The sequence below is a fragment of the Microbacterium sp. 4-7 genome, assembly GCF_014332665.1.
In the GTDB taxonomy this organism is placed as follows: Bacteria; Actinomycetota; Actinomycetes; order Actinomycetales; family Microbacteriaceae; genus Microbacterium.
Window position 1 is genome coordinate 661,685 of the sequence record NZ_MCRH01000001.1, and the last position, 24,700, is coordinate 686,384.

Here is a 24,700-nt window from a genome sequence, read left to right on the forward strand (position 1 = left end):
CCGGAAGCGGCCCGCGTGATCAGGGGCGCACGCGAACGGTGCGGCCCTCGAAGGTGACCAGGTCGCCGTCATGCAGCTGGCGTCCGCGCCGTCGATCGACCTCGCCGTTGACCTTCACGAATCCGTCGATCACGACCTCCTTGGCGTCACCACCCGAGTCGAGCAGTCCCGAGTACTTCAGGAACTGGCCGAGGCGGATCATCTCGCCGCCGATGGAGACATCGTCGATCGGACCGGAATTCGTCATGACTCCGATGGTATCCGGCGGTGCTCAGCTGCGAGCGAGCGCCGCGTTGAGGATACGTCTGGCTCGCGGTCAGCCCAGCGCCTTCTGAATCCGCACGCTGAGGCGGTCGGCGGCCCTGGTGGTCAGCGACCGGCGGCTCGCCGTCCGCCGGGTCGTCGTCTGCAGCGCGATCCTCACATCCGATCCGCCGGTCGTCAGGGGAGTCGTCACGATCGTCACGTCGGCCGGTGCCTCGAACAGCGACCCGCGAGTGCTGAACGCGACCGAACGGCTGTCGAAGTATCGCCGCTCGACGTGCTTCAGGTCGGTAACGAGGTGCTGCAGTGCCTGCACGACGGAGTCCGCTCGAGCGGGTGTGTAGAAGTAGGTGTGCGCCGTGACTGGCATGGATCCCCCCGGTGTCCGCATCGTCGGCGCGCGATGGCGACCGAACTCACTGAGAGAGACCCGACGAGTGACGGATCATGACGCTACGCGGGGGAATCGCCTGCGGGAGCCGGGTTCCGCTGCCGGGACGTCTGGCTGAAACCGCGTCGAGCCGCCGACCCCATAGGGCCGGCGGCTCGAAGAACGACGAGGGCGATCAGTCGTCGATGTCGGTGCCGACGACCGCGTAGTCGGCGCTGAAGTCGATGTCGATCGAGCGGCGGTCGCTGGTGAGCACCGACGCGTCGTAGGGGCTGACCTCGTCGTTGTCGGCGTCGAGGTCGGTGATCATCCCGTCGGCCTCGGCCAGTGCGGCATCCACGAGGGCACGGATCGCGGCCTCGTCGAGGGTGTGGGTCGGAGCCGTGTCGTCGTCCTCCTGCTCGGTCGAGATCACGGTGGCGGCGAGGTCGGCATCCACTCGCACCTCGGTCTCGCTGCCGTTCGCGGCGGTCAGCTGGACCTCCCAGGTGCCGTCGCGCTTCGCGTCGATCGAGGTGACGTCGCCTTCGGCGGCTCCGCGGGCGGCATCCGCGATGTCCACGAGCTCGTCGGCCGAGTCCGTGCCGATCCCGGTCACGGGGCCGCCGCCCTGCGGAGCGCCCTGATCGTCGCTGTCGCTGTCGTCACGGTTATCGCCGGGCTGTCCACCGCGGTCTCCGTCGTCGTCGCGGGGTCCGTCCGAGACCGAGGGGCGGTCGTCGTCGTCGCCGATGTCGTCTCCGATGGCTGCTCCGACGGCCACGCCTCCACCGGCGAGGATCAGGGCAGCGGCGACTCCGCCGCCGATCAGCAGAGCGCGCTTGCGACCGCGCTTCGCGGGAGCTGCGGACGCGGATGCCGGGGCGGCGTTCTCAGCCGCGAGCGGCGCGACGGGAACGGTCTCACCATCGTGGGACGGCGTCGCGGTGGGCGCGGGGGGTGCGGGCGGCGCTGGGGGAGTCGCGTTCGTCGGGAGGTTCTCGGGCGTCTGGTCGGGGGTCGGGTTCTTGTCGTTCATGTCTCGATGCTCTCGCGGCAGTGCTGAAGCCACCCTGAAGCGTCCTGAAGGCGTCTTCAGGAAGCAGGGGCGTCTCGGCCGCAGTGACACGTACCACCTGCAGGATCAGGGCACGGATGCAGGACGAGACATGGATCCTGTTCCCGCATCCGTGCTCGGGTCCTGCAGACGGCCCGGATGCTGAGGTGCCAGGTCCTGCAGACGGCCCGGATGCTGAGGTGCCAGGTCCTGGAGACGGCCCGGATGCTGAGGCGTCAGGTCCTGCGGACGGCCCGGACGCCGAGAGAGTGTCAGTCCGAGAGGGGCAGGGCCACGACGAAGCGCGCGCCGTCCCAACGGGAGGCGTCGACCGAGACGGTGCCGCCGCCGGCCACGGCGATGCCCTGCACGATCGCGAGGCCGAGACCGCTGCCTCCGGCATCCCGGCTGCGCGCCTCGTCGAGCCGCACGAACCGTTCGAAGATGCGCTCGCGCTCGTCGGGCGGCACGCCGGAGCCGTCGTCCTCGACGGTCACGAACACCCACGAATCCTGCGGGATCACGCTGATGGCCACGCGAGCCGCACTGTGCCGGACGGCGTTGTCGGCGAGGTTGCGCAGCAGCTGACCGAGCAGGCGGGGGTCTCCGGTGACACGGGCCGCACGGATGCCGGAGCCGTCGACCTCGACGCCCCGAGACCTCAGCCGCCTCACCTCAGCGAGCGCGAGGTCGTCGAGATCGATCGCCTCGTCGTGCGTGCCGCCGCCCTCGTCGAGCCGGGCGAGCAGCAGCAGCGATTCGACGATGCCCTGGAGCCGGAGTCCTTCATCGGACACGACGTCCGCGAGCTCGCCGATGCTCGTGGTGGCCGGGTGGGCCTGCGCGAGCTCGGCGTGCTGTCGGATCGTCGCGAGCGGAGAGCGCAGCTCGTGCGACGCATCGGAGACGAAACGGCGCTGCGCCGTCGCCGAGGCGTCGAGGCGATCCAGCATCCGGTTCATGGTGGTCGCGAGTGCCGCGATCTCGTCCGATGACGGCGGCACCTCGACGCGCCGATGCAGGTGCTCGGCGGTGATCCCGTCGACCTCTTCGCGGATGCGCGTGACCGGTCGGAGGGCCCGTCCGACGACCAGCCACGTGGTCACGGCGACGAGCAGCAGCAGCAGCGGCACGGCCACCGCGAGCAGCAGCGCGACCGTCGACAGCGTCTCGACCCCGTCTTCGATCGACACCGCCAGCACGAGGGTGTCGTCGTCCTCGATGCCGTCGGAGACCACGAGCATGGGCTCGCCGCCGATCGTCAGGGTCTGCGCGCCGTCGGAGACCGGCAGAGCGGTCGACCCCAGTTCGTCGCGCGCATCCTCACTGGCGGCGCGCACCGATCCGTCGCCGCCGATGATCTGCACGATCTCGTCGTCGAGGGTGTCGATGCCGCGTTCGCCGCCCGGTCCGCCGCCGGGGCCGTCGAAGCGATCGGCGAGTTCGTCGAGGCGCTGCTCGGCGGCACGCTCCGCGCTCGCGTGGATGCTGGAGCTCAGGATGCCGTAGAACGAGAACGCCCCGATGAGCAGGGCGACGGCCACGACGAGCGTCGCGCCGAGGGTCGTCCGGGCGCGCACCGATCGGAATGAGCGCCTAGCCACCGTCGGCCGCCAATCGGTAGCCGGCACCGCGGATCGTCTCTATCGCCTCGCGTCCGAAGGGCTTGTCGAGCTTGCGGCGCAGGTGTCCGACGTAGACCTCGACGATGTTGGGGTCGCCGTCGAAGTCGTCGTCCCATACACCGTCGATCAGCTCGCGCTTCGAGAGCACCTGACCTCGATGACGCATCAGGTGCTCGAGCACGGCGAATTCGCGGGCGGTCAGCGTGACCGGGGTCTCTCCCCGCCAGACATGGTGCGACGAGGGGTCGAGCTTCAGGTCTCCGGCTTCGAGGACGGCCGGTCGGGCCACGGCCCCCCGGCGCACGAGGGCGCGGATGCGGGCGACGAGGATCGCGAAGGAGAACGGCTTCGTCACATAGTCGTCGGCGCCGGTCTCGAGGGCCTCCACCTGATCCCACTCGCCGTCCTTGGCGGTGAGCATCAGCACGGGCGTCCAGTTCTCTTCGGCGCGCAGGGCCGCGCACACCTTCCAGCCGCTCATGCCGGGCATCATGAGGTCGAGCACGATCGCGTCGTATCGGGTCTCGCGCGCACGCCAGAGCCCGTCGACGCCGTTGTTCGCCACGTCGACCGCGAAGCCCTCGGCCTCGAGTCCCCGGCGGACGGCGTCGGCCAACCGCACCTCGTCGTCAACCACCAGGATCCGCATTCCTCCAGTGTGGCGGGCGCACGCTGAATCCGGGCTGAAGCGGGGTCGTCGCGCCTCATCGCCGCATCCGGCCGGCACCCGGGGGCGTTGTCGCGGTGAGCGGAGGCGCACACGGAATGACCATTGGCCACTGAGCTCCCGTGTGGTTGCATGAGGGAATGACCGGACTCCGGGGGGACAGGTCGAGAGGTGCGCGGCTGCTTCTCGTCGTTGCGACGACCATGATGCTCGCAGGGTGCGCGACGGCCACCGCCGGCCCGCCTGGCGCATCGCCATCTGCATCTCCGAGTCCCACTCCCACGGCAGCGTGCCCGCAGATCGAAGGGGTCGATCTGCCTCCGGACTGCGCGCCCTACGACCCCGACGACGCGATGGCGCAGAACGAGCGCTACCGCGATCGCGTCGACCTCTCGGAGGAGAGCCGAGCCGCCGCCGAGAAACCGGCGAATGACATCCGCGCCGGCCTCGAGTCGCTCCGCACTTCCGGCGGCCTGTCGGTCGCCGCTGTGGAGGAGGTCTTCGCCGACGCCGGCATCACCTACGTCCAGACGCTGGGCGACGAGCGGGCCGTGGCCTTCGGTGCAGCTGCTCCCGAAGGCGGATGCATCTTCGGCGAGGTCTCGGCCGACGTGCTCACGGTCGAGATCGGCGGCGTCATCATGGACGGCGGATGCCTGCCGGCAGTCGGGCACTGACCGGCTCGCCGAGATCAGGCGTCGGTGCGGAACCCCGCGGCCTTATGGGTGCCGTCGCAGAACGGCTTGATCGTCGAGAGGCCGCAACGGCAGAGCGCCACCGTGCGGCGCGTGACCTCGATCGGCTCGCCGTCGGATGACTCCAGCACCGCCGCGCCCCGCACGAGCAGCGGTCCGTCGGGGTAGGCGGTGATGGTGACGGCATCCTCGCGCGCGCTCATCGTGCGTCCCTCGGCCGCAGCGAGGATTCTCCGCGCGTCCACGAGTCGAGCATGTGGCCCGCTGCCCAGCCGTCCACGGTCAGGCAGGCGGCCGCGCCGAACATGATGTCGGGCAGCAGCTCGGGGTGATCCTCCGCCAACCCGCCGGCGAGGTCACGCGCCGCGATCTGCTCATGCACGGCATCCGCTTCGACGTGCTCATCGAAGTAGTCGGTCACGTCCTCACCGAACCCGAGGCGCCGCAGGCCGTCGGCGTACAGGCGGTTGGGGATCGACGAGGTCATCTCGAACGCGGCGAGGTGTCCGACGATGGCGCCGAGGAGGCGCCGGTTGACGCCGAACATCGACATCGAGTTCAGCGAGGCGAGCGTGATGGCCGGCACGTCGTCGACGTATCCGCCGTAGGTGTCGTCGAGTCCGGCGCCGCGCATCGCGCGAGCGAAGATCGTCGCGTGCACGCGGTCGGGCCGCCCGCCGCCGTACTCGTCGGACTGGATCTCGACGAGCGCCGCCTTCGCACGCCCGTGCAGGCGCGGGATCGCCCACGAGTGCGGGTCGGCCTCGCGCAGCGTGTAGATCGAGCGCTGCATGAAGAACTCGTGCATCTGCTCTTCCGTCGCCTTCTTCGCGACGTAGCGCGACAGGCTGGGACCCGTGTCGGCCTCGGCGAGGGCGAAGAGGGCCCGCCCGACGGCATCGACGGTCGGCTCGGGGAGTTCGGGCATCGGGACAGTCGCCCGCAGTGCCCGCTCGAACGCGTGCTCGAGGATTCCCCGTGTCGCGATCAACGCCGGATCCCACTCGAGGGCGGGGTCGAGCTCGGGAAGCGACCCGTACGACGAGGCGTAGAGCACGAAGAGCGCGAGCTGGATGTCGTCGTCGCGCACGACGTCATCGGTCGAAGCGAGCGCAGCCTCGGCCCTGGCACCGAGATCGTCGGCGTCTTCGCCGGTCAGTCGGCGGATGACGGCGTCACTGAGGGGACCTCTCGCGGTGATGCCGTGAACGGCGGACGAAGTGAGTGCTGGCGCAGACATGGAGATGCTCCCAAGAGTCGGATGCTTGCAGTCTCACCCCGGTGATCAGCGCACGGGAAGGGGATTGACGGCGACGCATCGGATGCGGAAGGGCGGACGCCGCAGCGTTCGGATCTGTGACGTCGCCGCGCCGCCTAGGCTGGAACCATGAACAAGAACTCGCTCTGGACCATCGTCGGCGTCGTCCTCGCCGTGGTGATCGCCTGGTGGATCGTCAGCGCGCTGTTCTCGATCCTGTGGTTCATCGCCAAGCTCGCGATCGTGCTCGTCGTCGCGGTCGTGGTGTTCCTCGTGCTGCGCGGGCTCTTCACCTCGAAGGCCGACTGACCGGCTCCACGGAAGATCGCTGAGGGTCAGGCGACCGGGACGTTCGCCCCGATCCGATACCTCGCGGCGCGGTGCGTGTCCTGCACGCGGTCGCCCTTGCCCTGCAGCTTGTTGCGGAGGGTGCCCGGCGTGTACTCCTCGGGGTAGACGCCGCGTTCGCGCAGCACCGGGATGACGTGCTCGATGACGTCCTGCCAGGTGCCGGGAGTGACCGCGTAGGCGAGGTTGAAGCCATCGATGTCGGTCTCCTCCACCCACGACTGCAGCTCGTCGGCGATCTCGACGCCCGAGCCGACGATGGTCGGGCCGAGGCCGCCGATCGCGTTGTGGCGTCCGAAGTCGCCGACGGTCCACTCGCGTCCGAGGTCGGCCTCCTCCTTGAGGTGCTGCAGCACCGACTGGATGGCGTTCGACTCGACGTTGCCGACGGGCTCGTCCTCGGCGTACTGCGAGAGGTCGACGCCCATCCAGCCCGACATGAACGTCAGCGCGCCCTCGGGGCTCGCATACGAGAGGTACTCGGCGTGCTTCGCCGCGGCATCCTCGCTCGTCGCCCCGGTGATGACCGTGAGCAGCGTGTAGATCTTCGCGTCGTATCGGTCGCGGCCCGCCTCTTCGAGTGCGTCGCGGATGCGCTTCACGGTGCCGGCGAGCACCTCCTTCGACGGGGCGGCGACGAAGATCGCCTCGGCGTTCTCCGACGCGAAGCGCACGCCGCGGGGGCTCGCTCCGGCCTGGTAGATGACCGGCGTGCGCTGCGGTGACGGCTCGGAGATGTGGATGCCGGGAACGCTGAAGTGCTTGCCCTCGTGGCCGATGGGGTGCACCTTCGACGGGTCGGTGAAGATGCCGCGCTCACGGTCCTCGACGACCGCGTCGTCTTCCCACGACCCCTCCCAGAGCTTGTAGAGCACCTCGACGTATTCATCGGCATGGTCGTAGCGGTCGTCGTGCGCGAGCTGGTCCTCCTGGCCCATGTTGCGCGCGGCGCTGGGCAGGTAGCCGGTGACGACGTTCCAGCCGACGCGTCCGTTGGTCAGGTGGTCGAGGGTGCTCAGACGGCGTGCGAACGGGTACGGGTGCTCGAAGGCGGTGCCGGCGGTGATGCCGAATCCGAGGTGCTCGGTGACGGCGGCCATCGCGCTGACGAGCAGGATCGGATCGTTGACCGGAACCTGGGCGCCGTTGCGGATCGCCGCCTCGTTCGTCCCGCCGTAGACGTCGTAGGTGCCGAGGACGTCGGCGATGAAGATGCCGTCGAACGTCGCACTCTCGAGCAGCTTCGCGAGGTCGGTCCAGTACGAGATGGTGTTGTACTGGCGCGATCGATCGTCAGGATGCCGCCACAGGCCGGACGACTGGTGGGCGACGCAGTTCATGTCGAAGGCGTTGAAACGGATCTGACGGGTCATGGGGACCAGCAAACCCGTCGATCGACCTCCCGGCCACCCCGGTGACATGCGCCGACACATTCGCCGAGTGGTCGGGGCGGGTCAGTCGCGGTCGCGGTCGACGGTCTTCATGGTGGAGGTGATGGGGCGGGGATCCGGCATGATCGTGTCGACCTGCGGTTTGGCATTCGCCTGCGCGCGGCACCACACGACGAATCCGACCGCGGTGAAGACGCCGTAGAACACGTACATCAGGCCCGTGGCGTAGAAGCCGGAGCTGAACAGCAGCGGCACGCCCACGATGTCGACGGCTATCCAGATGAGCCAGAACTCGGTCCAGCCCTTGGCCATGCCGTAGGTGGCGAGCAGCGAGCCGACGAAGGTCCAGGCATCCGCCCACACGGGCTCCCACGAGCCGAGCGCGCGGAACAGCGGAGTGAGGGCGATCGTGCCGATCACCATCACGAGCACCAGGCCGATACGGGCGCTGTTGGGCGCCCATCGCGGGGTCACGCGCCCACCGTTCGAGGCGGCCTGGCGCCAGCGCACCCAGCCGTAGATCGCGACGATGATGAACATGATCTGACGCCCGGCCTGGCCGAGCAGATGCGGCAGCTCGTGGTCGGGATTCAGGATCGACCCGAGGAAGACCGTGAGCAGCAGCAGATTGCCGACGATGCCGACCGGCCACGCCCAGATCTTGCGCTGCATGCCGCCGAGGGCGCTCGCCAGGCCGAACGCGTTGCCGACCACTTCGCGGATCAGCAGCACCTGACCGCCGGGGAGCACCCACTGCGAGTTGAAGGCGTCAGCGAGCCAGAGCAGCGGGTTCACGGGCGCTCATTCGGGAACGGGCGCTCATCGAGCACCAGCTGCAGGAAGGTGAGATCGAGCCAGCGATCGAACTTGGCGCCGACCTGCGGCATCCGTCCGACCTGCATGAAGTCGAGGCGCTTGTGCATGATGATCGACCCCGTGTTGCTGCTCTCGATCGCTGCGACCATGACGTGCTTGCCGAGGCGTCGCGCGCGGTCGATGAGCTCGATCATGAGCGCCTTGCCGATGCCGCGCCCGCGCTGCCCCTCGCGCACATAGACGGAGTGCTCGACCGTGTGGCGGTAGCCGCTGTGCGGGCGCCAGTCGCCGAACGTCGCATAGCCGAGGACGCCGGTGTCGTCGACTGCGACGATCACGGGGTAGCCGCGCTCGGTGCGCTCGGCGAGCCAGGCGGTGCGGTCGTCGACCGTGACGGCCTCTTCGTTCCAGATGGCGGTCGTGGTCAGCACCGCGTCGTTGTAGATGGCGGTGATCGCCTCGACGTCGGCGGTCTCGGCATCCCGGATCTGGTGGTCGCTCATCGGGTCTCCTGCATCTGCGCTCGGGTGCGCACGGGACGACGGTAGCAGGATGCCGGGGTGGGGTCGGTCTCCGAGGGCTCGCCGCGGCTTCCCTCCTGTGCCGCGTGCAGGACCGGGGCACGTCTGCAGGGCGAGATCCCTCAGATCCTCCTGCATCCATGCGGCGGCCCTGCAGACGGTCCGGGTTCACGGAGTCTCGGAGGGCTCACCACGTCGGTTCAGGTGTGAAGTTACCGACTGAGATTCGAACAGCGGCGTCGGTGTCAGACGTGCACGTCGGCGGGCGATTCCTCACCCTCGTGGAAGCTCGGCTTCTTGCCGATCAGGCGACCGATCCCGAGGATGATCCCCACGATGATCAGACCCGCGATCAGACCCGCGATGGCCGAGAACAGCGTGTCGCCGATCCAGACGATGACACCGCCGGCCGGCTCGAGGAAGTGCTCGATGCCGTGCAGGATGTCGGCGCCGAAGTGCACGCCGACCTCGCCGAGGTTCACGAGCAGCAGGTGTCCACCGACCCACAGCATCGCGACGGTGCCGAGGATGCTGATGAAGCGGAAGACCGCCGGCATCGAGCGCACGATGCGCGTGCCCGTGTGGCGAACTCGCTGGGACGGGTTCTTCGCCATCTTCAGACCGATGTCGTCGATCTTCACGAGCAGGGCGACTGCACCGTAGACGACGCCGGTCATGAGCAGCGCGATCACGGCGAGGATCGCGAGGGTCGTCCAAATGTCGAGGCCGGCCTCGAGGTTGGCGAGCGAGATCAGCATGATCTCCGTCGACAGGATCAGGTCGGTGCGCACCGCGCCCCACACGAGCTTGTTCTCGTTGCGGGCGCTCTCATCGGCATGGCCGTGCTGCACGCCGAACCATTCGAGCACCTTCTCGGCCCCCTCGAAGCAGAGGTAGGCGCCACCGAGGATCAGCAGATACGGCAGCACCCACGGCGCGAAGGCGGTGAGCAGCAACGCGATGGGGATGATGATGACGAACTTGTTCGCGAGAGATCCGAGGGCGATCTTCGCCACGACCGGCAGCTCGCGCGCGGGCGTGATGCCCTGCACGTACTGCGGGGTCACGGCGGCGTCATCGATCACGACGCCGGCGGCCTTGGCCGAAGCCTTCATCGCCGCGCTGAGAATGTCATCGACGACGGCGAGCAGTCCAACCGACATGTGTATCTCCCTGGTGTGTATGTAGCGGAGCAACTCTATCGACTGCGCACAAACTCACAGCGCGCTCACAGTCCCGCGGGACCAAAACCGGCATCCTCCTGGTTCTCTTCTATGACGCTGCAGCCAGCCGCGTCGGACAAGGAGACAGACCATGTCGAACGAGTACAGCAAGACCCCCGAGGCCGTCAGCGACCTCACGCACCTGCAGTACGAGGTCACGCAGGAGGATGCGACCGAGCCGCCCTTCCGCAACGCGTACTGGAACACTCACGACGACGGCATCTACGTCGACGTCGTCTCGGGTCAGCCGCTCTTCGCGTCGACCGACAAGTTCGACAGCGGCACCGGATGGCCGAGCTTCACCAAGCCCATCGAGGCCGACGCCGTGACCACGCGCACCGACCGCACGCTGTGGATGAAGCGCACCGAGGCGCGTTCCAGCGGCGCGGACAGCCATCTCGGGCACGTCTTCGACGATGGACCCCGAGACGCAGGAGGACTCCGGTACTGCATGAACTCCGCCGCCCTGCGCTTCATCCCGGCTGACAGCCTGGAAGATGAGGGGTACGGTCGCTACCGTCACCTCTTCCCCACCCCGAACTCCGAGGAGAACTCATGACCGACACCGGAACAATCACCCGCACCCCCGGGACCGAGACCGCCGTGCTCGCCGGCGGCTGCTTCTGGGGCATGGAAGACCTCATCCGCCGCCAGCCCGGCGTGCTCGACACCCGTGTCGGCTACACCGGCGGCAGCAACGACCACGCGACCTACCGCAACCACCCGGGTCATGCCGAGGCTGTGGAGATCGTCTTCGATCCCACGAAGACGACGTACCGCGACATCCTCGCTTTCTTCTTCCAGATCCACGACCCGTCGACCAAGGATCGCCAGGGCAACGACATCGGCTCGAGCTACCGCTCGGCGATCTTCCCGCTCAGCCCCGAGCAGGAGGCCGTCGCGCGCGACACCATCGCCGACGTCGACGCCTCGGGTCTGTGGCCGGGCAAGGCCGTGACCACGATCGAGCCCGTCGGCCCGTTCTGGCAGGCCGAAGAGGAGCACCAGGACTACCTGATCAAGTACCCCAACGGCTACACCTGCCACTTCCCGCGTGCGGGATGGGTGCTGCCGAAGCGCGAAGAGAACGCGACGGTCTGACCGTCACCCCGAGAGCCCTTCGTCTCCCCGAGACGGAGGGCTCTTCTCGTGCCCGCGGTCAGTGCTCGGGCAGACGGCTGCCGCTCCGGCAATGAAGGAGATCTCGCGGATCGAAGGAGCGGATGCTGAGAAGCATCCTTCGTTGCCTGAGATGTCCTCCGCTACGAGTGGGCAGGCGTGGCCGCCCGCGGTCAGGTCTCCGACAGGAAAGCGAGCGCGGCTTCCTTGAAAGCGCGCGATCCCGGTGCGTTGAAGTGGTTGCGATCGGGGATCTCGAAGAACTGTCCCTGCGGGGCAGCTGACGCCAGGGCGCGAGAGCCCTCGATGATGGCATCCTTCGACCCCGTCGCGAACAGGATCGGGCTCGCCGGCGCGTTCGACGGGTCGGGATCGATCGTCCGAGACGACCGCATCCCCTCGGCCAGCGCCACGAGTGCGCCGAGGTCGTTGCCGGGCACGCGCTCGGTCAGCGCGATGTAGTTCTGCGTCGTCGGATCCGCGACGGGCGTCCCGTCGGCGAGATACGCGCGCACCTGGTCGAGATCGAGCCGCGCGAGAGGGATGCCGTCCGGCACCCCTCCGAGCACGGCGCGGCCGATCCGGTGGGGCAGATCGCGCACGACCTCCCAGCCGACCCGGGCCCCGAGCGAGTATCCGACGTAGACGGCCTCGTCGACGAGATACATGTCCATGACCGTCTCGACGTCGGTCGCGAGAGTGCGGATGCCGTAGGCGTCGGCCTGGTGCGGCTTCTCGCTGAGCCCATGGCCCCGCTGATCGAGCGCGAGCACCCGATACCCCGCCTTCGTGAGCTCGCGCACCCACCCCGTGAGCACCCAGGTGTCGCGGGCGCTCGACGCGAACCCGTGCACGATCACCGCCACGGGAGCATCCACATCACCCCAGGTGTAGGTCGCGAGGCGAGTGCCATCGGCGGCGTGCACCTGCTGGGGTTCGGGCATCTGGGTCAGGTCGGAGAGAGGAACAGCCACGGCATCCATTGTGCTCCCCCTGCGATGCCCGGAGACGCCGAGACCCACCGGCCCCGAAGGGACGGTGGGTCTCGGTCCTCAGCGGAGGCGGCTCAGAAGCGAGCGCGCAGAGCGTCGCCCAGCGAGGCGTCGACGTTCGTCCAGTACTGGAAGAACCGCTCGCGGATCGCGTCGATCGTGATGCCCTGTCCCTGGCCGGTCAGCGTGTCGAGGAAGCGCGCGCGCTGCTCGTCGTCGAAGACCGTGCGGTAGAGCGTGCCCGCCTGACCGAAGTCGTCGTCGTCGAGGTGCAGGGTCGCGGCGGCGCGGATCAGCTCGCCGTCCGACTCCCAGCTCGCCTCGACACCGGCAGCGGGGTCAGCCGTGGGTCCGCCGGCGGGGCCGTAGGAGTTCGGCGTGTAGACGCGGTGCTCGGCCGGGTTGAACTTGTACTGCATCTGGCCTTCGTGCATGTAGTTGCGCACCTCGGCCGCGTGCGGCTGGTTGACCGGCAGCTGGTTGTAGTTCGCACCGATGCGGTAGCGCTGAGCATCCGAGTATGCGAACACGCGAGCCATGAGCATCTTGTCGGGCGAGATGCCCGTGCCGGGAACCTGGTTGCCGGGCGAGAAGGCGGCCTGCTCGATCTCGGCGAAGAAGTTCTGCGGGTTGCGGTCGAGCGTGAACGTGCCGACCTTGATGCGCGGGTAGTCCTTCTTCGACCAGGTCTTCGTCAGGTCGAACGGGTTGAAGCGGTAGGTCTTGCCCTCTTCGTAGGGCATGACCTGCACGTAGACGTCCCACGAGGGGGCGTCGCCGCGAGCGATCGCGTCGAACAGGTCGCGACGGTAGTAGTCGGCATCCGATCCGGCGAGCTTCTCGGCCTCTTCGGCGCTCATCGCCTCGACGCCCTGCTTCGACAGGAAGTGGTACTGCACCCAGAAGCGCTCGCCGGCGGCGTTGACCCACTGGTAGGTGTGCGATCCGTAGCCGTTCATGTGGCGCCAGCTGCGCGGCAGGCCGCGGTCACCCATGAGGTAGGTGACCTGGTGGGCGGACTCGGGGGAGAGGGTCCAGAAGTCCCACTGCATGTCGGCGTCGCGCAGACCCGAGTCGCCGAGACGCTTCTGCGAGTGGATGAAGTCGGGGAACTTCATGGCGTCGCGCAGGAAGAAGGTCGGGGTGTTGTTGCCGACGATGTCGAGGTTGCCCTCGGGCGTGTAGAAACGCAGCGCGAAACCGCGCACGTCGCGCCAGGTGTCGGGCGAACCCTGCTCGCCGGCGACCGACGAGAAACGCAGCAGCGTCTCGCTCTGAGCGCCCGGCTGGAAGGCCGCGGCACGGGTGTAGGCCGACACGTCCTCGGTGACGGTGAACGTTCCGAAGGCTCCGCCGCCCTTGGCGTGGGGGTTGCGCTCCGGCACGCGCTCGCGGTTGAACGACGCGAGCTTCTCGACGAGGTAGCGATCGTGCAGAACGGTGGGGCCGTCAGCTCCGACGGTGAGCGAGTGCGCGTCGCTCGCGACGGGTGTGCCCGTCTGGGTGGTGGTCGATGGGTCGGTCATGTTCTTCTCCTTCTGCACGCAGACACGACGATCATCCCGGGTGCCCGGGAACGGCGTCGGATGCTACTGCGCGGCGTTCTGGCAACTGGGGCACAGGCCCCAGAAGGTCACTTCGGCTGTCTGGACGGTGAATCCCCCCGCCGAAGACGGGGTGAGGCACGGCGCTTCGCCGACGACGCAGTCCACATCGCCGATCGCACCGCACTGGGTGCACACGATGTGGTGATGGTTGTCGTCGATGCGCCGCTCGTAGAGCGCCGCGGAGCCTGCCGGTTCGATCCGGCGGATGAGGCCCGCCGTCGTCAGGTCCGCGAGGATGTTGTGCACCGACTGGATCGACGTCGTCGGAAGCACGTCGGACACGGTGCGGAAGATCCGCTCCGCATCCGTGTGGGCCATGGATTCCAGTGCCTCGAGCACGGCGACGCGGCCCGCGGTCGCACGCAGCCCGGCACCGCGAAGTGCCGAGTCGAGTTCTGTCTCCATGGCCCCGACTCTACCGTTTATTTTGAGTAACTCAAAAGAATGGCGTGTCGGGCGCGGCGGTTGCATCATCCTGGCTCATCCGTAGCGTGGAGGGATGTTCAGGAAAAGAGCGGCGACGATCGGACTGGTCCTGATGGCGGGCATCGCGCTCGCCGGATGCACGGGAGAGCCGTCGGGGTCGGCGACCGGATCGACGTCTCCCTCGCCATCTCCGAGCGGCTCCGCGTCGACGGCGACTCCGGATGCCGACTCCGACGAGGCGCAGCTTCCGCTGCCCGTGGACGAGATCGCCGAATGGGCGCAGACGGCGGTACCCGGGTCGGACTCGCCCGGATACGTCTTCGGCTTCTCCGGATGGATGAGCGAGAACAGCTCGGCCAACGACGTCACCAGCTTCACATCGCTCGAACCGGGGACCTATCAGGCGCAGTTCGCATGCCGAGGCGAGGGGACGATCGTGCTCACCGTCAGTGAACTCGATGAGGGATCGCCGTCGGAGCCGATCGCGTGCACGAACGAGACGATCGCGTTCGACGTCACGAATGCCCGGACCGGGGTGAGGTTCGAGCTCGCTCTCGACGGCGCTCCCACGATCAATGCGATCTCGCTCGTCACCGTGCCGTGAGTGTCCAGTGCTCTCGTTCCGCTGCGGGGGTCAGGACTCCGACGGTGCGAGGGGCAACTCGAGGCCGTAGTTCCACGTCAGGATCGCCGGCTGCTCGCGATAGAAGCTCAGCACCGACACCGATCCGGCATCCAGCGTGATCTGCGCGCCGAAGCGCGGAGCGAGGCGCAGGTAGACGGCGGTGAGGATGCGGAGGAAGTGGCCGTGCGCGACGAGTGCCACATCGCCCTCGGTCAGCGCCGGCAGCACCCGTGTGAGCACGCGGGACGCGCGGGCGGCGACCTCCTCCACGGTCTCGCCCGGCGTCGTGCCCCGGATCACACCGTGGGTGAAGGCGCTCCAGTCGTAGCCGAGCTCCTCGCGGATGTCCTTCGTCGTGCGACCCTCGTATCCGCCGTAGTCCCACTCGACGAGCAGCGGATCGACCTCGGCGTGAAGCCCCGCGAGCTCGGCCGTGCGCCGAGAGCGCTCGAGGGGTGACGACAGGACGAGCGAGAAGTCGTAGTCGGCGACCAGCCTCCCGGCAGCGCGAGCGAGGTCTTCACCCCGCGCCGTGAGCGGGATGTCGGTGAGGCCGGTGTGGCGGCCGGCCCTCGACCACTCCGTCTCGCCGTGGCGCAGGAGGACGAGCTTTCCCGAGGGATTGTCGGGGGCGGGGCGATCGGGCAGCGGGTCGTACTCGGGAAGCGCAGGCACACCGCAACCGTAGTCCGCACGCGTGCCGACGGCACAGCCCCGCACCCTCACCGCGTGATGGTGAAACCTCCGCCGCGCACGCGAACCCTGCCGCCCTGCACAGCCTGGCCACGCTGCGACCCGTCGGCCTCGTAGGCTCGGCCCGATCCCGCAGCGAGGGGCGAGACTCGCTGATCGCGCCGAGCGCCGTTCGCGTACAGCACCGCGGAACCGGATGCCATGGCATACACGGCCGTGGACACCGCCGGCTGGATGACGAGAGCGTCGAGCCGCAGATCGCCGGTGCTCGTGCACCGGACGGTCACCGCATCGGCGGGAAGATCGCCACCGAGCAGCTGGGGAACGAGCATCCCGTCGGCCTCCGTCAGGCCGCGATCGCCCGTTCCTCCGGCAGGGGTTCGCGTGCTCCAGAGCCGCCTGCCACCGCGGAACACCTCCCACACCGCCTCTCCGGCATCCGCCTTCTGTCTCCAGACGAGACCGTGCAGGATGCCGCCGGCCTCTGTCACATCGAACTCGACCGACTCGCCCGCGGGAACCCGCACATACGCGGCTCCCGAGAGGTTGCCCTCGCCGATCCACGCGCCGCCCTCTGGCCGCACGACCTCGCAGCCCGCCGAGAGCCGAGCGCCCTCGGCATCGATCACCCGAAGTCCCGAGAACGAGGACAGGCCGGTGATCGATGTCGCGATGCGTGCGATGTCGCGGTTCGCGTCGAGCAGCAGCATCGTGAGCAGCCCGTGGATCGTGGACTCAGCCCCCGAGTTGCGATTCACGCGCCCGTCGGTCTCCACGCCGTCGAACGTCACGCCGGTGGCCGGGTCGTATACCGGGACGCCTGCGGTGTTCGCCCCGAAGAACCAGCTGGCACTCAGCCCGGCGAGCACGCGCAGACCTTCTCCGCCGACCGACGCCGCCTGCACGGCGCCCGCGACGCGGCCGTGTGCGCCGTACGCGATCTGCGCCTCCGCGGGCAGTGGCGCCCAGGCGTTGTGCGGTCCGCCCGAGGCGAGCACCTGCGGGGTGAACGTCCCCGCGTCCGCCAGGGCCGCGGCGGTCCACTCTCGGCGGCGCAGCAGCGCACCCGCGCGAGCCAGCGCCTCCGGTGCGGCAGCGCCCCAGGCATGCCAGAAACCGAGAGACCCGGTCCACGGCAGAACGGCGCCGAACGGCCATCCCTTCGCCGGGTCGGTGGCCATCGCGGCCACCCCTTCTCCGTAGGTCTGCAGAGCCTGACGGCTGCGCGCATCTCCGGCCTCGGTCGCCGCAGCGAGCCCGAGCATGGCCTCGGCCGTCGCATCCGCGCCGCCGGCGATCAGCCAGGCGGGCAGATCCCGTCCGTCGCTGCGCACCCAGTGACCGGCACGCGACAGAGACTCGCGACCGAGCGCGTCGAGAGCGAGATGCAGCCGTGCGAGCAGGAATGCCGCGAACTCGGAATCCTCCCGCCGGAACGCCGCATAGCCTTCGCCGAATGCCCAGACCGAACGAGCGAGCCAGTAGGACTCGGCGGAGTCCGACGGGTCGGGCAGTTCGACGGGGATCGCGCTGGGGTTCAGGGTGCCGTCCTCCTGCTGCCACAGCACCACCCGGCCGGCATTCGGCCCGCTCGTCGTCTGCAGGAACGCCAGCGACCTCAGCACATCGCGTGCCTCGTCGCGGGCCTGCGCGTCGCCGGTCGCCTTCCACGCGCGCAGGAACACGATCGCCGCTCGCGCGATGTCATCCGCGTTGTAGGCGCCCTGCGTCCAGTACCCGGTCACGGCGTCGCGAGTGCCGCCACCAACCGGACGGAATCCGCCCGCACCGTCGGTGTCGGCATAGGTCCACGGTGCGAGGACGCGGGGTGAGGCGTCGATGCCGAACGTGGTGTGCGTGGTACTCGCCACCACGGGAACCTCGGCGAGCAGGAAGCGCAGGTGTGCGAGGTTCGTGAGCCGCGCGCCTCCACCCGCGCCGATCGGTCGAGATCCGAGCGGCGGTGCGGCGGGCGCCGAGGCGTGCGCTCCGGCAGGGTCGAGCGGAAGCAGCGCGAGTGCAGAGGTCGCGGCTGCGGCGGTCAGGAACGTGCGTCGGGAGATGGACATGCTCTCATTCCTCGTTCGCGTCTCTCAGTGCCCGGCCCCACGGCTGCGCGGGATCGTGGATGGCGACGGCCAGCGTCGTGTCGGACTGCCCGTAGTAGGCGAACCACTTGCCTCGGAACTTCACGAGTCCTTCGACGAACGTGACGTTCGACACCAGGCCGTTCATGTCCTCGAATGTCTGCGGCCTCAGCCATGGCTCCTGCAGGCGGGCGATCACCTTCGTCGGCTCGTCGGGGTCGATCGCGATCTGCCCGCACCGGTAGTCGACGTCGACCGATCCGTCGTCATGCACGACCCTCGTCGCGCCGTTCGTGAGGAACACCAGCAGTCCGTTGTCGGCGAGCACGGGCGAGGTGCCGATCTCGACGAGCGCTTCGTCCCAGGTGCCCGGGGTCGGCGAGTACATCGGATCGGTGTCGGCCGTGCCCGGCGTCCAGTGGATGAGGTCGTCGCTGGTCGCCCAGTAGATCGCCCCCTCGCCGAAGTACATCCACCATTTGCCGTGCATCTTCTGCGGCACGATCACGCCGGCCTTCGACCAGTTGAACCCACGCGGATCCATGGTCTTGAACGTGTCGAAGTCGTCGAACAGCGGGCCGTGCTTGGTCCAGGTGCGCAGGTCGGTCGAGGTGGCGAGGCAGAGCTGGGCGCTGCGTCGGTCCCATCCCGTGTAGGTCAGATAGTAGGTGCCGTCGATCAGCGCGATGCGCGGGTCCTCGCATCCGAAGCGCTCGTAGTCCTCTGAGGGGGAGAGGATCGGCGCGTCCTCGCGGGTGAAGTTCACGCCGTCGCTCGATCGCGCGATGCCGATGTGCGAGACGATGTCGTCGGCATGCGCCCGATAGAGCAGCACGACCTCGTCGCCGTCGACGATCGCGGCCGGGTTGTAGAGATTGGCCGACTCCCAGCTGTCGCCTTTCGGTCGAAGGATGGGATTGGCCTCGTAGGGGACGAAGGGGCCCAGGGGGAAGGTTGCTCCGGTGAACATGGGGTGCCTTTCTGGCTAGCCTTTGACGGCGGCGCCGAGGTCGGTGGCTCGGAAGAACCGCTGGAAGACGATGAACAGGATGACGACGGGGAACGCGAGCGCCGTGGCGCCGGCGAGGATGGCCCCGTTGGGATTCGCCGTCGACTGCGCGACGTTGGAGATGTAGTTGGCGAGCGATACGGCGAGCGGCTGCAGCGACGCGTCCTTCGTGATGAGGAACGGCCAGAGGAACTCGTTCCAGGGGCCGATGAACGTGACGAGCACCACCGTGACGAGTACCGGCTTGATCAGCGGGATCGCGACGGACGTCAGCAGCCGGATCTCGCCGGCTCCGTCGATGCGCGCCGCCTCGAAGATCTCGACGGGCAGCGCCTTGAAGAACTGCACGAAGATGAACACCGCGGTCGTGTTGATGAGGAACGGCAGGATCATGCCCATGTATGAATCGCCGAGCCCGTAGTTGCGGGTGATCTGCACGTAGAGCGGGATCATCAGCAGCTGGAACGGCACCATCTGCACGAGCAGCATGAGCACCCAGATGACGCCACGGCCGCGGAAGTCGAGCCTCGCGATCGCATATCCGGCGAGCAGCCCGAACACCACGGTGCCCAGCAGCACACCCGCCGTGAAGATCAGCGAGTTGAGCAGGGAGCCCGCGAGGTCGATGCGGGAGTCGATCGCGAGGAAGTTGTCGACCGTCCACCCGCTCGTCGGGAAGAGCTCGCTGGGCGAGTTCGTCGGATTCTCCTGGAAGGCCCCGACCAGCATGAAGTAGAACGGGAAGGCGAAGCCGATGGCCGCGACCGTGAGCAGGATGAGGCTCAGGATGCGGGGCAGTGAACGCGTGCGTCTCATGGTCATCGCTCCCTGGTCGCGCGGTTGGCGGCGAGTGACAGCATCCCGACCAGGATCACGAGGATCATGCCGATCGCTGCCGCGGTGTCGGGGTTCTGCTGCTGGATGCCCAACTGGTAGATCAACAGCACGGGGGTCGACGAGGCGCCGTCGGGGCCACCGCCGTTGGTCAACAGGTAGGGCTCGGTGAAGAGGTTGGCTCCGGTGATGATCGACAGGATCAGCACGAGCGTGGTGGCGCTGCGGACGCCGGGTACCGTGACGTTCCAGAATCGGGAGAATGCTCCCGCGCCGTCGGTCTCGGCCGATTCGTAGAGCTCCTTCGGCACGTTCTGCAGCGCCGCGAGATACAGCAGGATGTAGAAGCCCAGCTGCTTCCACGTGACGTAGAGCGCGATCATCGGCATCGCCAGCCCGCTGTTCACGAGCCACGACGGATCGGGGGCGAGCGGGTCGAGGATCGTGTTGATCAGACCGTTGCCCGAGAAGAGCAGCATCCACACGCCGACGAGCGAGACACTGGCCGTCAGATACGGCACGTAGAACGCCACGCGGTAGGCGGCGACCCAGCGGATGCCGGTGTTCAGCGCCGCGGCCAGCACGAGCGAGAGCACGGCGGTGAGCGGCACGTTGATGACGAGGAAGATCAGGGTGTTGCGGAACGAACCGAGCACTCTCGGGTCGGTGAGCACGGTCACGAAGTTGTCGAAGCCCACGAACGGTCGCTCGACCTCGACGTTGGGCGCGGTGAAGAAGTAGTCGTGGAAGGCGATGTAGACCGCGAATCCCAGCGGGAACGCGAAGATCGCCAGCACGAAGACCAGGTACGGCAGCGCGAACAGGCCGCCGATCGGCTGCGCACCCAGCAGTCGGGTGCGCAACCGCGCCCTCGGTGGCCGGCCCGCGGACGGGGCCGGGGCTGAAGTGCCCCCGGCCACGTCCGCGACGGCGTCGTCTCGGAGCGTCATCGCAGACTCATCACTCGGCGACGAGGTCGTCGATCTTCGTCGTGGCGTTCTTCAGGAAGTCGTCGATCGACTCCTTGCCGAAGATCACGGCGGCGGAGTACTCGTCGCGGAACGCCTGCCAGGCCTCCACGGAGTTCGGGATGCTGGGCACGTCGGCCGTCGCCTCGGCCTGCTCGGCGAACGCGACGTAGTTCGGGTTCGCATCGAAGTAGTCGGCGTAGGTCTCCGTGAGGTCGGTGCGCATCGGCATCTGACCGGTGGCCTCGAGCAGCTGTCCGTCGCTGTCGACGCTCGTCGAGAACTTCAGGAACTCCCACGCGGTGCCCTGGTTCTCGCACGCGGTGAACATGGAGACGCTCTTCGAGTCGGCGAAGGTCGTCGGGTTCTCGCGGCCGTCGCTGGTCGGGACCGGCATGAACCCGACGTCGACGGTCTCGGCGTACGAGGGGATCGCCCACGGACCGGCGAGCTGCATGGCGGTGGTGCCGGCGGACATCGCATCGTCGGTCGACGCCTCGTTCGGCGAGAGCTTCTCGTCATAGAACGTCTTCCAGAACTCGGCGACCTCGCGGCCGGCATCCGAGTCGACCGTCGCCTTGCCGTCTTCGACGAGCATGGTGCCGTCGGTCTCGGCGAGGTAGAGCGGGTAGAAGTCGAACCAGGGCTGGTAGAACTCGCTCGTCGGAGCCGGCCAGATGGCGCTTTGCACACCGGAGGCGACGATCGCCTTGGACCCCTCGATGAACGCGTCGTACGTGTTCATCTGCGGGTCCTCGGGATCGATGCCCGCGGCCTGGAACAGCGCCTTGTTGTACATGACCATGACGGGGTTCGACTTCCAGGGCAGCTGGTAGAAGCTGCCGTCGGTCGCATACGAGTCGACCTCTCCTCCGCGCTCGGTGATGTAGTCGCTGCCGCCCTCCATGGTGCTGAGGTCGACGAGTCCGCCCTGCTTGACCCAGCCCGAGACGGCGGCCGGGGCCACGTTGTAGACGAGGCAGGGTGCGGTGCCGGCGGTGATCGCGGCGGTGATGGCCTCTTCCGACGACGAGCCCGCGGGGATCTCCTGGGCGTTGACCTTCTCGTCGGGGTGCTCGGCGTTCCAGGCGTCGACGACGGCGGTGCCCCAGGCGACCTCCTGCTCGTTGTTCGACAGCCAGATGTCGATGGAGCCGGTGCCGTCGGCCGAGGCGTCGCCGCCCCCGCCTCCTGACGAGCATCCGGTGGCGACCAGTGCGACGGCTCCCAAGAGCGCTGCTGCGCGGATCTTCTTCTTCATGTTGTCCTCCTTGACGCGATGGTTCGGGTGATCGTCTAGCGGGTGGTGCTCTCCCGGAAGTGCACGACGTTGCAGTCGACGACCTCGGTGCGCGGTTCGGCGCCGAGGATGTCGGCCTGCAGCAGGCGGGCTGCCGCGCGGCCACGTGCGGCAGGACCCGACGAGACGCTCGTGAGCGCAGGGGAGAGGTGGGCCGAGAGGTGGTCGTCATCGAAGCCGGCGATTGCGAGATCGCGGGGGATGCTGAGTCCGCTCGAGCGGGCGTACGACAACCCGGCGATCGCCATCGTGTCGTTGGAGTAGAGGATCGCGGTCGGTCGCTCGGGAAGCGCGAGCAGCTCGGCGGTGCGCTCACGACCGCTGGATGCCGTGAAGTCGCCCTCTCGCAGCAGTGCGTCTGCGCCCACGGCGTCGATGTAGGCATCCGCTCGCACCCGCGAGTGCACGTAGTCGAGAGGACCGGCCACGTGCGCGATGCGCTCATGCCCCTCGGCGCGCAGGTGGGCGATGATCTCGCGCACCGGGGCGTCGTCATCGGTGCGTACGCACGAGAAGCGGGTCGGCTGCTCGTAGGCGCCGACCAGCACGGCCGGCAGGCCGAGTTCTTCGAGCAGCGGCACGCGCCAGTCGTCGTTCCGAAGATCGAGGAGCAGGGCGCCGTCGGCCCGCCCGTGGCTGAGCGAGCGATAGGCGCGTTCCTCTGCCGCCCGATCGGGAACCACCTGCAGGATCAGGGCGGTCTCGGTCTCGGCCAGCACGGACTCGACGCCGGCGATGAACGCGGGGAAGAACGAGTCGTTCGCGATGACCTCGGGGTCGCGGGCCAGCACCACGGCAAGGGCGTTGGCCTTCTGGGTGGCTAGCGCGCGGGCGCTCTGGCTCGGCACCCAGTTCAGCTTCTCCGCGGCGGCGAGCACTTTCGCCCTGGTGTCGTCGGAGATGGGGCGCTTGCCGCTCATCGCGTGAGAGACGGTGGCCTTGGTGACTCCCGCCTCGCGGGCGACGTCGGCGATCGTCGTGCGGCTCATGCCACCTCCTCGTGGAACATCGGGCTGATCGTCCGCATCTTCGCCAGGCGTCGGTTTAACCGGTTTGACAGCTGCGGGTGCAGCGAGTGTAAACCGGTTTGACGACGCCCGTCAAGAGGGCCGGACGGATGCCGACAGGGCGCGACCAGGGTCAGACGAAGGAGACGGTCTGCTGCAGTCGGGTGCGGACGTCGAACAGTTCGTTGCCGCCGATCGCTCGTGCGCCGGGCACTCCCTGGCGCAGCACCATCGCCAGGGCGCTGCGCCGCACGACCACGACGGGCACCCCGCGACTGCTGCCCAGAGGCGTGACGGCCTGTGCCAGGTCGTCGTCGGGGAGCACCATGATCAGACCGCCGAACTTCACCTTGGCGGCCTTCGCGACGGTGCGCATGCGGCCGAGCGCCGCGGTGACGGGCGCGCGTGTGCCGAGGCTCGGGCCGGTGATCTCGCCGCGGCGGAATCCGACGACGCCGCCGAAGTCCTCCGACATCACGCCGTAGAGACCCGACGGACTGAGCACGACGTGGTCGAGCTTGTCGTCGGGGTCGGCGCCGGTCGCGACGTCGTGCCAGACCGTGAATCCCATTCCGAGGGCGCTCACCGTGCGGGCGGTCGCCTCTTCTGCCAGCGCATCGGCGAGCAGCCGTCGCAGGTCTCGCGGCGCTGATCGCACGAGCGCCGGGTCATAGGGGTCCGGCACCTCGACGCCACGGCCGGCCCACTCGCGGATGAGTGAGAGGTAGCGCTCTCGACGCCATCCGCCGGGGTGGCCGTACGACCGCGCCCGGGGACGCGTGTCGGTGCGGGTCGCCGACTGCGGCCGCCAGCCGTTCCACTCCGGTTCGGCGGGGATGCCGGGGTGGGCGCCGGAGCGACGGTCATAGGCGGCGCGGCCCTCGGGCGTGCCGACGAGTTCCCACGCGCGCTGCACCTGGATGAACACGGCCGCGTCCCCTCCGGTGTCGGGGTGGGTCTGGCGCAGTCGCAGACGATAGGCGCGCCGCAGCTCGCCGTCGTCGACGGTGGGGTCCACCCCGAGGATCTCGTAGGCGGAAGCCGAGAGCGGGCTGTCGAACATCGCTCTCCTTCCGAGATCGCGTCATCCAGAATATCCGGGCGCTGTTGTGGATCAGCCGGGGACGTCGACGATGCGCTCCACGCCGGTCACCGGCACGACGGAACCGGCGGACGCCGCCGCGATGTCCTCGACGAGACGGTCGACCTCGTCCGCTGGCGCCCACACCTCGAACGTCGCCAGCGCTGCATAGCGGGCGTCGCCGAGCGTCGCTCCGTGGTGCAGCACCCAGTCGCGCAGGAGGTTGTCGTAGCGCCCGGCATCCGCGTGCGAGACGTCGAACATCACCTGCGTGAGCGACTGCCGGTGCACCGGCGACGCGAGGTCGAGGGCCTCCGAGACCGCCGAGGAGTATGCCCGCACGAGGCCGCCGGCGCCGAGCTTGACCCCGCCGAAGTACCGCGTCACCACGGCCACCACATCGGTCAGCTCTCGCCTGCGAAGCACCTCGAGCATCGGCACGCCCGCGGTGCCCGACGGCTCGCCGTCGTCCGACGAACGTGCCTGGTCTCCGAGGAGTCCGGTGACCATCGCGCTGCAGTTGTGCCGGGCATCCCACCACCGCTTCCGCAGCCGTGCGATCACGGCATCCGCCTCGTCGACTGAGGCGACCGGCTCGACGGTCGCGATGAATCGCGACTTCTTGATGACGAGCTCATGCTCCACAGGCGCGGCGATCGTCGCCGGGTAGCTGCGGGGCGGAGTCATCCGCCTCAGACTACCCAGCGCCGGCGCCGG

At 68.5% G+C, this 24,700-nt stretch carries 28 protein-coding genes; 5 read left to right on the top strand and 23 right to left on the bottom strand.

Features of this window, described 5'->3' with window-relative positions; translation table 11 throughout:
* Nucleotides 1-19: 19 nt before the first annotated feature.
* From BEP68_RS03125 to BEP68_RS03145, 5 genes are all read right to left on the bottom strand, one after another.
* The gene (locus tag BEP68_RS03125; protein WP_053098195.1) at nucleotides 20-247 is read right to left on the bottom strand and encodes an RNA-binding S4 domain-containing protein; all 228 of its coding nucleotides are present in this window, start codon (nucleotides 245-247) and stop codon (nucleotides 20-22) included.
* A gap of 69 nt (nucleotides 248-316) precedes the next feature.
* Nucleotides 317-634, bottom strand: a complete 318-nt coding sequence (locus BEP68_RS03130) for a hypothetical protein (protein WP_053098188.1) — start codon at nucleotides 632-634, stop codon at nucleotides 317-319.
* 196 nt (nucleotides 635-830) lie between these two features.
* Nucleotides 831-1,673, bottom strand: coding sequence for a PepSY domain-containing protein (locus BEP68_RS03135; protein ID WP_233277262.1), 843 nt, complete (start codon nucleotides 1,671-1,673; stop codon nucleotides 831-833).
* 290 nt (nucleotides 1,674-1,963) lie between these two features.
* A complete protein-coding gene (locus tag BEP68_RS03140) occupies nucleotides 1,964-3,295 on the bottom strand; it encodes a HAMP domain-containing sensor histidine kinase (protein ID WP_315985264.1) in 1,332 nt (443 codons plus the stop codon).
* Nucleotides 3,288-3,965, bottom strand: a complete 678-nt coding sequence (locus tag BEP68_RS03145; RefSeq protein ID WP_187249188.1) for a response regulator transcription factor — start codon at nucleotides 3,963-3,965, stop codon at nucleotides 3,288-3,290. Before BEP68_RS03145 ends, BEP68_RS03140 begins: the two co-directional genes overlap by 8 nt.
* A gap of 158 nt (nucleotides 3,966-4,123) precedes the next feature.
* Here BEP68_RS03145 and BEP68_RS03150 point away from each other — a divergent pair, with 158 nt between their 5' ends.
* Complete coding sequence (locus tag BEP68_RS03150) at nucleotides 4,124-4,660, top strand: hypothetical protein (protein WP_187249189.1); 537 nt, start codon at nucleotides 4,124-4,126, stop codon at nucleotides 4,658-4,660.
* A 14-nt stretch (nucleotides 4,661-4,674) separates the two neighbouring features.
* On the opposite strand, the gene BEP68_RS03155 is transcribed toward BEP68_RS03150, so the two are convergent.
* Nucleotides 4,675-4,881, bottom strand: coding sequence for a CDGSH iron-sulfur domain-containing protein (locus tag BEP68_RS03155; protein WP_053098184.1), 207 nt, complete (start codon nucleotides 4,879-4,881; stop codon nucleotides 4,675-4,677).
* Nucleotides 4,878-5,918 carry an iron-containing redox enzyme family protein gene (locus BEP68_RS03160; RefSeq protein ID WP_072592124.1) on the bottom strand — a complete coding sequence of 347 codons (1,041 nt, stop codon included), beginning with the start codon at nucleotides 5,916-5,918 and terminating at the stop codon, nucleotides 4,878-4,880. Before BEP68_RS03160 ends, BEP68_RS03155 begins: the two co-directional genes overlap by 4 nt.
* 147 nt (nucleotides 5,919-6,065) lie before the next feature.
* On the opposite strand from BEP68_RS03160, the gene BEP68_RS03165 reads away from it, so the two are divergent.
* Entirely contained in the window at nucleotides 6,066-6,245 is a 180-nt protein-coding gene (locus BEP68_RS03165) for a hypothetical protein (RefSeq protein ID WP_053098182.1), read from the top strand.
* 26 nt (nucleotides 6,246-6,271) lie between these two features.
* Here the strand turns inward: BEP68_RS03165 and BEP68_RS03170 are convergent, their stop codons facing one another.
* From BEP68_RS03170 to BEP68_RS03185, 4 genes are all read right to left on the bottom strand, one after another.
* Nucleotides 6,272-7,657, bottom strand: a complete 1,386-nt coding sequence (locus BEP68_RS03170) for an LLM class flavin-dependent oxidoreductase (protein WP_053098181.1) — start codon at nucleotides 7,655-7,657, stop codon at nucleotides 6,272-6,274.
* Between the two features lie 81 nt (nucleotides 7,658-7,738).
* Entirely contained in the window at nucleotides 7,739-8,470 is a 732-nt protein-coding gene (pnuC, locus tag BEP68_RS03175; RefSeq protein WP_187249190.1) for a nicotinamide riboside transporter PnuC, read from the bottom strand.
* Nucleotides 8,467-8,994 carry a GNAT family N-acetyltransferase gene (locus BEP68_RS03180; protein WP_187249191.1) on the bottom strand — a complete coding sequence of 176 codons (528 nt, stop codon included), beginning with the start codon at nucleotides 8,992-8,994 and terminating at the stop codon, nucleotides 8,467-8,469. The genes pnuC and BEP68_RS03180 overlap by 4 nt, the downstream gene beginning before the upstream one ends.
* 263 nt (nucleotides 8,995-9,257) lie before the next feature.
* A complete protein-coding gene (locus tag BEP68_RS03185) occupies nucleotides 9,258-10,175 on the bottom strand; it encodes a DUF808 domain-containing protein (RefSeq protein ID WP_053098178.1) in 918 nt (305 codons plus the stop codon).
* A gap of 151 nt (nucleotides 10,176-10,326) precedes the next feature.
* Here BEP68_RS03185 and msrB point away from each other — a divergent pair, with 151 nt between their 5' ends.
* Entirely contained in the window at nucleotides 10,327-10,794 is a 468-nt protein-coding gene (gene msrB / locus BEP68_RS03190; RefSeq protein ID WP_053098177.1) for a peptide-methionine (R)-S-oxide reductase MsrB, read from the top strand.
* On the top strand, nucleotides 10,791-11,336 hold the full coding sequence (gene msrA, locus BEP68_RS03195; protein WP_053098176.1) for a peptide-methionine (S)-S-oxide reductase MsrA: 546 nt from the start codon (nucleotides 10,791-10,793) through the stop codon (nucleotides 11,334-11,336). The genes msrB and msrA overlap by 4 nt, the downstream gene beginning before the upstream one ends.
* 191 nt (nucleotides 11,337-11,527) lie before the next feature.
* Here the strand turns inward: msrA and BEP68_RS03200 are convergent, their stop codons facing one another.
* The 3 genes from BEP68_RS03200 to BEP68_RS03210 form a co-directional block, all read right to left on the bottom strand.
* The gene (locus tag BEP68_RS03200; RefSeq protein ID WP_222839074.1) at nucleotides 11,528-12,337 is read right to left on the bottom strand and encodes an alpha/beta hydrolase; all 810 of its coding nucleotides are present in this window, start codon (nucleotides 12,335-12,337) and stop codon (nucleotides 11,528-11,530) included.
* Nucleotides 12,338-12,420: 83 nt separating this feature from the next.
* On the bottom strand, nucleotides 12,421-13,872 hold the full coding sequence (locus tag BEP68_RS03205; RefSeq protein ID WP_053098174.1) for a catalase: 1,452 nt from the start codon (nucleotides 13,870-13,872) through the stop codon (nucleotides 12,421-12,423).
* 63 nt (nucleotides 13,873-13,935) lie between these two features.
* Entirely contained in the window at nucleotides 13,936-14,358 is a 423-nt protein-coding gene (locus BEP68_RS03210; protein WP_053098173.1) for a Fur family transcriptional regulator, read from the bottom strand.
* Nucleotides 14,359-14,452: 94 nt separating this feature from the next.
* On the opposite strand from BEP68_RS03210, the gene BEP68_RS03215 reads away from it, so the two are divergent.
* Nucleotides 14,453-14,983, top strand: coding sequence for a hypothetical protein (locus tag BEP68_RS03215; protein WP_072592121.1), 531 nt, complete (start codon nucleotides 14,453-14,455; stop codon nucleotides 14,981-14,983).
* A gap of 30 nt (nucleotides 14,984-15,013) precedes the next feature.
* Here the strand turns inward: BEP68_RS03215 and BEP68_RS03220 are convergent, their stop codons facing one another.
* From BEP68_RS03220 to BEP68_RS03260, 9 genes are all read right to left on the bottom strand, one after another.
* On the bottom strand, nucleotides 15,014-15,679 hold the full coding sequence (locus tag BEP68_RS03220) for a histidine phosphatase family protein (protein ID WP_315985265.1): 666 nt from the start codon (nucleotides 15,677-15,679) through the stop codon (nucleotides 15,014-15,016).
* Nucleotides 15,680-15,726: 47 nt separating this feature from the next.
* Nucleotides 15,727-17,766 (bottom strand): hypothetical protein, encoded by a 2,040-nt coding sequence (locus tag BEP68_RS03225; RefSeq protein ID WP_187249193.1) that lies wholly within the window; start codon nucleotides 17,764-17,766, stop codon nucleotides 15,727-15,729.
* A gap of 4 nt (nucleotides 17,767-17,770) precedes the next feature.
* Nucleotides 17,771-18,754, bottom strand: coding sequence for a glycoside hydrolase family 130 protein (locus tag BEP68_RS03230; RefSeq protein ID WP_072592119.1), 984 nt, complete (start codon nucleotides 18,752-18,754; stop codon nucleotides 17,771-17,773).
* Nucleotides 18,755-18,769: 15 nt separating this feature from the next.
* Nucleotides 18,770-19,609 (bottom strand): carbohydrate ABC transporter permease, encoded by an 840-nt coding sequence (locus BEP68_RS03235; protein ID WP_053098169.1) that lies wholly within the window; start codon nucleotides 19,607-19,609, stop codon nucleotides 18,770-18,772.
* Between the two features lie 2 nt (nucleotides 19,610-19,611).
* Complete coding sequence (locus BEP68_RS03240) at nucleotides 19,612-20,577, bottom strand: carbohydrate ABC transporter permease (RefSeq protein ID WP_261987670.1); 966 nt, start codon at nucleotides 20,575-20,577, stop codon at nucleotides 19,612-19,614.
* Between the two features lie 10 nt (nucleotides 20,578-20,587).
* Nucleotides 20,588-21,856 carry an extracellular solute-binding protein gene (locus BEP68_RS03245; RefSeq protein ID WP_187249194.1) on the bottom strand — a complete coding sequence of 423 codons (1,269 nt, stop codon included), beginning with the start codon at nucleotides 21,854-21,856 and terminating at the stop codon, nucleotides 20,588-20,590.
* Between the two features lie 35 nt (nucleotides 21,857-21,891).
* Complete coding sequence (locus BEP68_RS03250; RefSeq protein ID WP_187249195.1) at nucleotides 21,892-22,884, bottom strand: LacI family DNA-binding transcriptional regulator; 993 nt, start codon at nucleotides 22,882-22,884, stop codon at nucleotides 21,892-21,894.
* Between the two features lie 151 nt (nucleotides 22,885-23,035).
* Nucleotides 23,036-23,965, bottom strand: coding sequence for a J domain-containing protein (locus BEP68_RS03255; RefSeq protein ID WP_187249196.1), 930 nt, complete (start codon nucleotides 23,963-23,965; stop codon nucleotides 23,036-23,038).
* A gap of 51 nt (nucleotides 23,966-24,016) precedes the next feature.
* A complete protein-coding gene (locus BEP68_RS03260) occupies nucleotides 24,017-24,670 on the bottom strand; it encodes an IMPACT family protein (RefSeq protein ID WP_187249197.1) in 654 nt (217 codons plus the stop codon).
* Nucleotides 24,671-24,700 lie beyond the last annotated feature (30 nt).

Coding starts and splice junctions, on each gene's coding strand:
- BEP68_RS03125 (WP_053098195.1), bottom strand. CDS start 247: ATGACGAATTCCGGTCCGATCGACGATGTCTCCATCGGCGGCGAGATG.
- BEP68_RS03130 (WP_053098188.1), bottom strand. CDS start 634: ATGCCAGTCACGGCGCACACCTACTTCTACACACCCGCTCGAGCGGAC.
- BEP68_RS03135 (WP_233277262.1), bottom strand. CDS start 1,673: ATGAACGACAAGAACCCGACCCCCGACCAGACGCCCGAGAACCTCCCG.
- BEP68_RS03145 (WP_187249188.1), bottom strand. CDS start 3,965: ATGCGGATCCTGGTGGTTGACGACGAGGTGCGGTTGGCCGACGCCGTC.
- BEP68_RS03150 (WP_187249189.1), top strand. CDS start 4,124: ATGACCGGACTCCGGGGGGACAGGTCGAGAGGTGCGCGGCTGCTTCTC.
- BEP68_RS03155 (WP_053098184.1), bottom strand. CDS start 4,881: ATGAGCGCGCGCGAGGATGCCGTCACCATCACCGCCTACCCCGACGGA.
- BEP68_RS03160 (WP_072592124.1), bottom strand. CDS start 5,918: ATGTCTGCGCCAGCACTCACTTCGTCCGCCGTTCACGGCATCACCGCG.
- BEP68_RS03165 (WP_053098182.1), top strand. CDS start 6,066: ATGAACAAGAACTCGCTCTGGACCATCGTCGGCGTCGTCCTCGCCGTG.
- BEP68_RS03170 (WP_053098181.1), bottom strand. CDS start 7,657: ATGACCCGTCAGATCCGTTTCAACGCCTTCGACATGAACTGCGTCGCC.
- BEP68_RS03180 (WP_187249191.1), bottom strand. CDS start 8,994: ATGAGCGACCACCAGATCCGGGATGCCGAGACCGCCGACGTCGAGGCG.
- BEP68_RS03185 (WP_053098178.1), bottom strand. CDS start 10,175: ATGTCGGTTGGACTGCTCGCCGTCGTCGATGACATTCTCAGCGCGGCG.
- msrB (WP_053098177.1), top strand. CDS start 10,327: ATGTCGAACGAGTACAGCAAGACCCCCGAGGCCGTCAGCGACCTCACG.
- msrA (WP_053098176.1), top strand. CDS start 10,791: ATGACCGACACCGGAACAATCACCCGCACCCCCGGGACCGAGACCGCC.
- BEP68_RS03200 (WP_222839074.1), bottom strand. CDS start 12,337: ATGGATGCCGTGGCTGTTCCTCTCTCCGACCTGACCCAGATGCCCGAA.
- BEP68_RS03205 (WP_053098174.1), bottom strand. CDS start 13,872: ATGACCGACCCATCGACCACCACCCAGACGGGCACACCCGTCGCGAGC.
- BEP68_RS03210 (WP_053098173.1), bottom strand. CDS start 14,358: ATGGAGACAGAACTCGACTCGGCACTTCGCGGTGCCGGGCTGCGTGCG.
- BEP68_RS03215 (WP_072592121.1), top strand. CDS start 14,453: ATGTTCAGGAAAAGAGCGGCGACGATCGGACTGGTCCTGATGGCGGGC.
- BEP68_RS03225 (WP_187249193.1), bottom strand. CDS start 17,766: ATGTCCATCTCCCGACGCACGTTCCTGACCGCCGCAGCCGCGACCTCT.
- BEP68_RS03230 (WP_072592119.1), bottom strand. CDS start 18,754: ATGTTCACCGGAGCAACCTTCCCCCTGGGCCCCTTCGTCCCCTACGAG.
- BEP68_RS03235 (WP_053098169.1), bottom strand. CDS start 19,609: ATGAGACGCACGCGTTCACTGCCCCGCATCCTGAGCCTCATCCTGCTC.
- BEP68_RS03240 (WP_261987670.1), bottom strand. CDS start 20,577: ATGACGCTCCGAGACGACGCCGTCGCGGACGTGGCCGGGGGCACTTCA.
- BEP68_RS03245 (WP_187249194.1), bottom strand. CDS start 21,856: ATGAAGAAGAAGATCCGCGCAGCAGCGCTCTTGGGAGCCGTCGCACTG.
- BEP68_RS03250 (WP_187249195.1), bottom strand. CDS start 22,884: ATGAGCCGCACGACGATCGCCGACGTCGCCCGCGAGGCGGGAGTCACC.
- BEP68_RS03255 (WP_187249196.1), bottom strand. CDS start 23,965: ATGTTCGACAGCCCGCTCTCGGCTTCCGCCTACGAGATCCTCGGGGTG.
- BEP68_RS03260 (WP_187249197.1), bottom strand. CDS start 24,670: ATGACTCCGCCCCGCAGCTACCCGGCGACGATCGCCGCGCCTGTGGAG.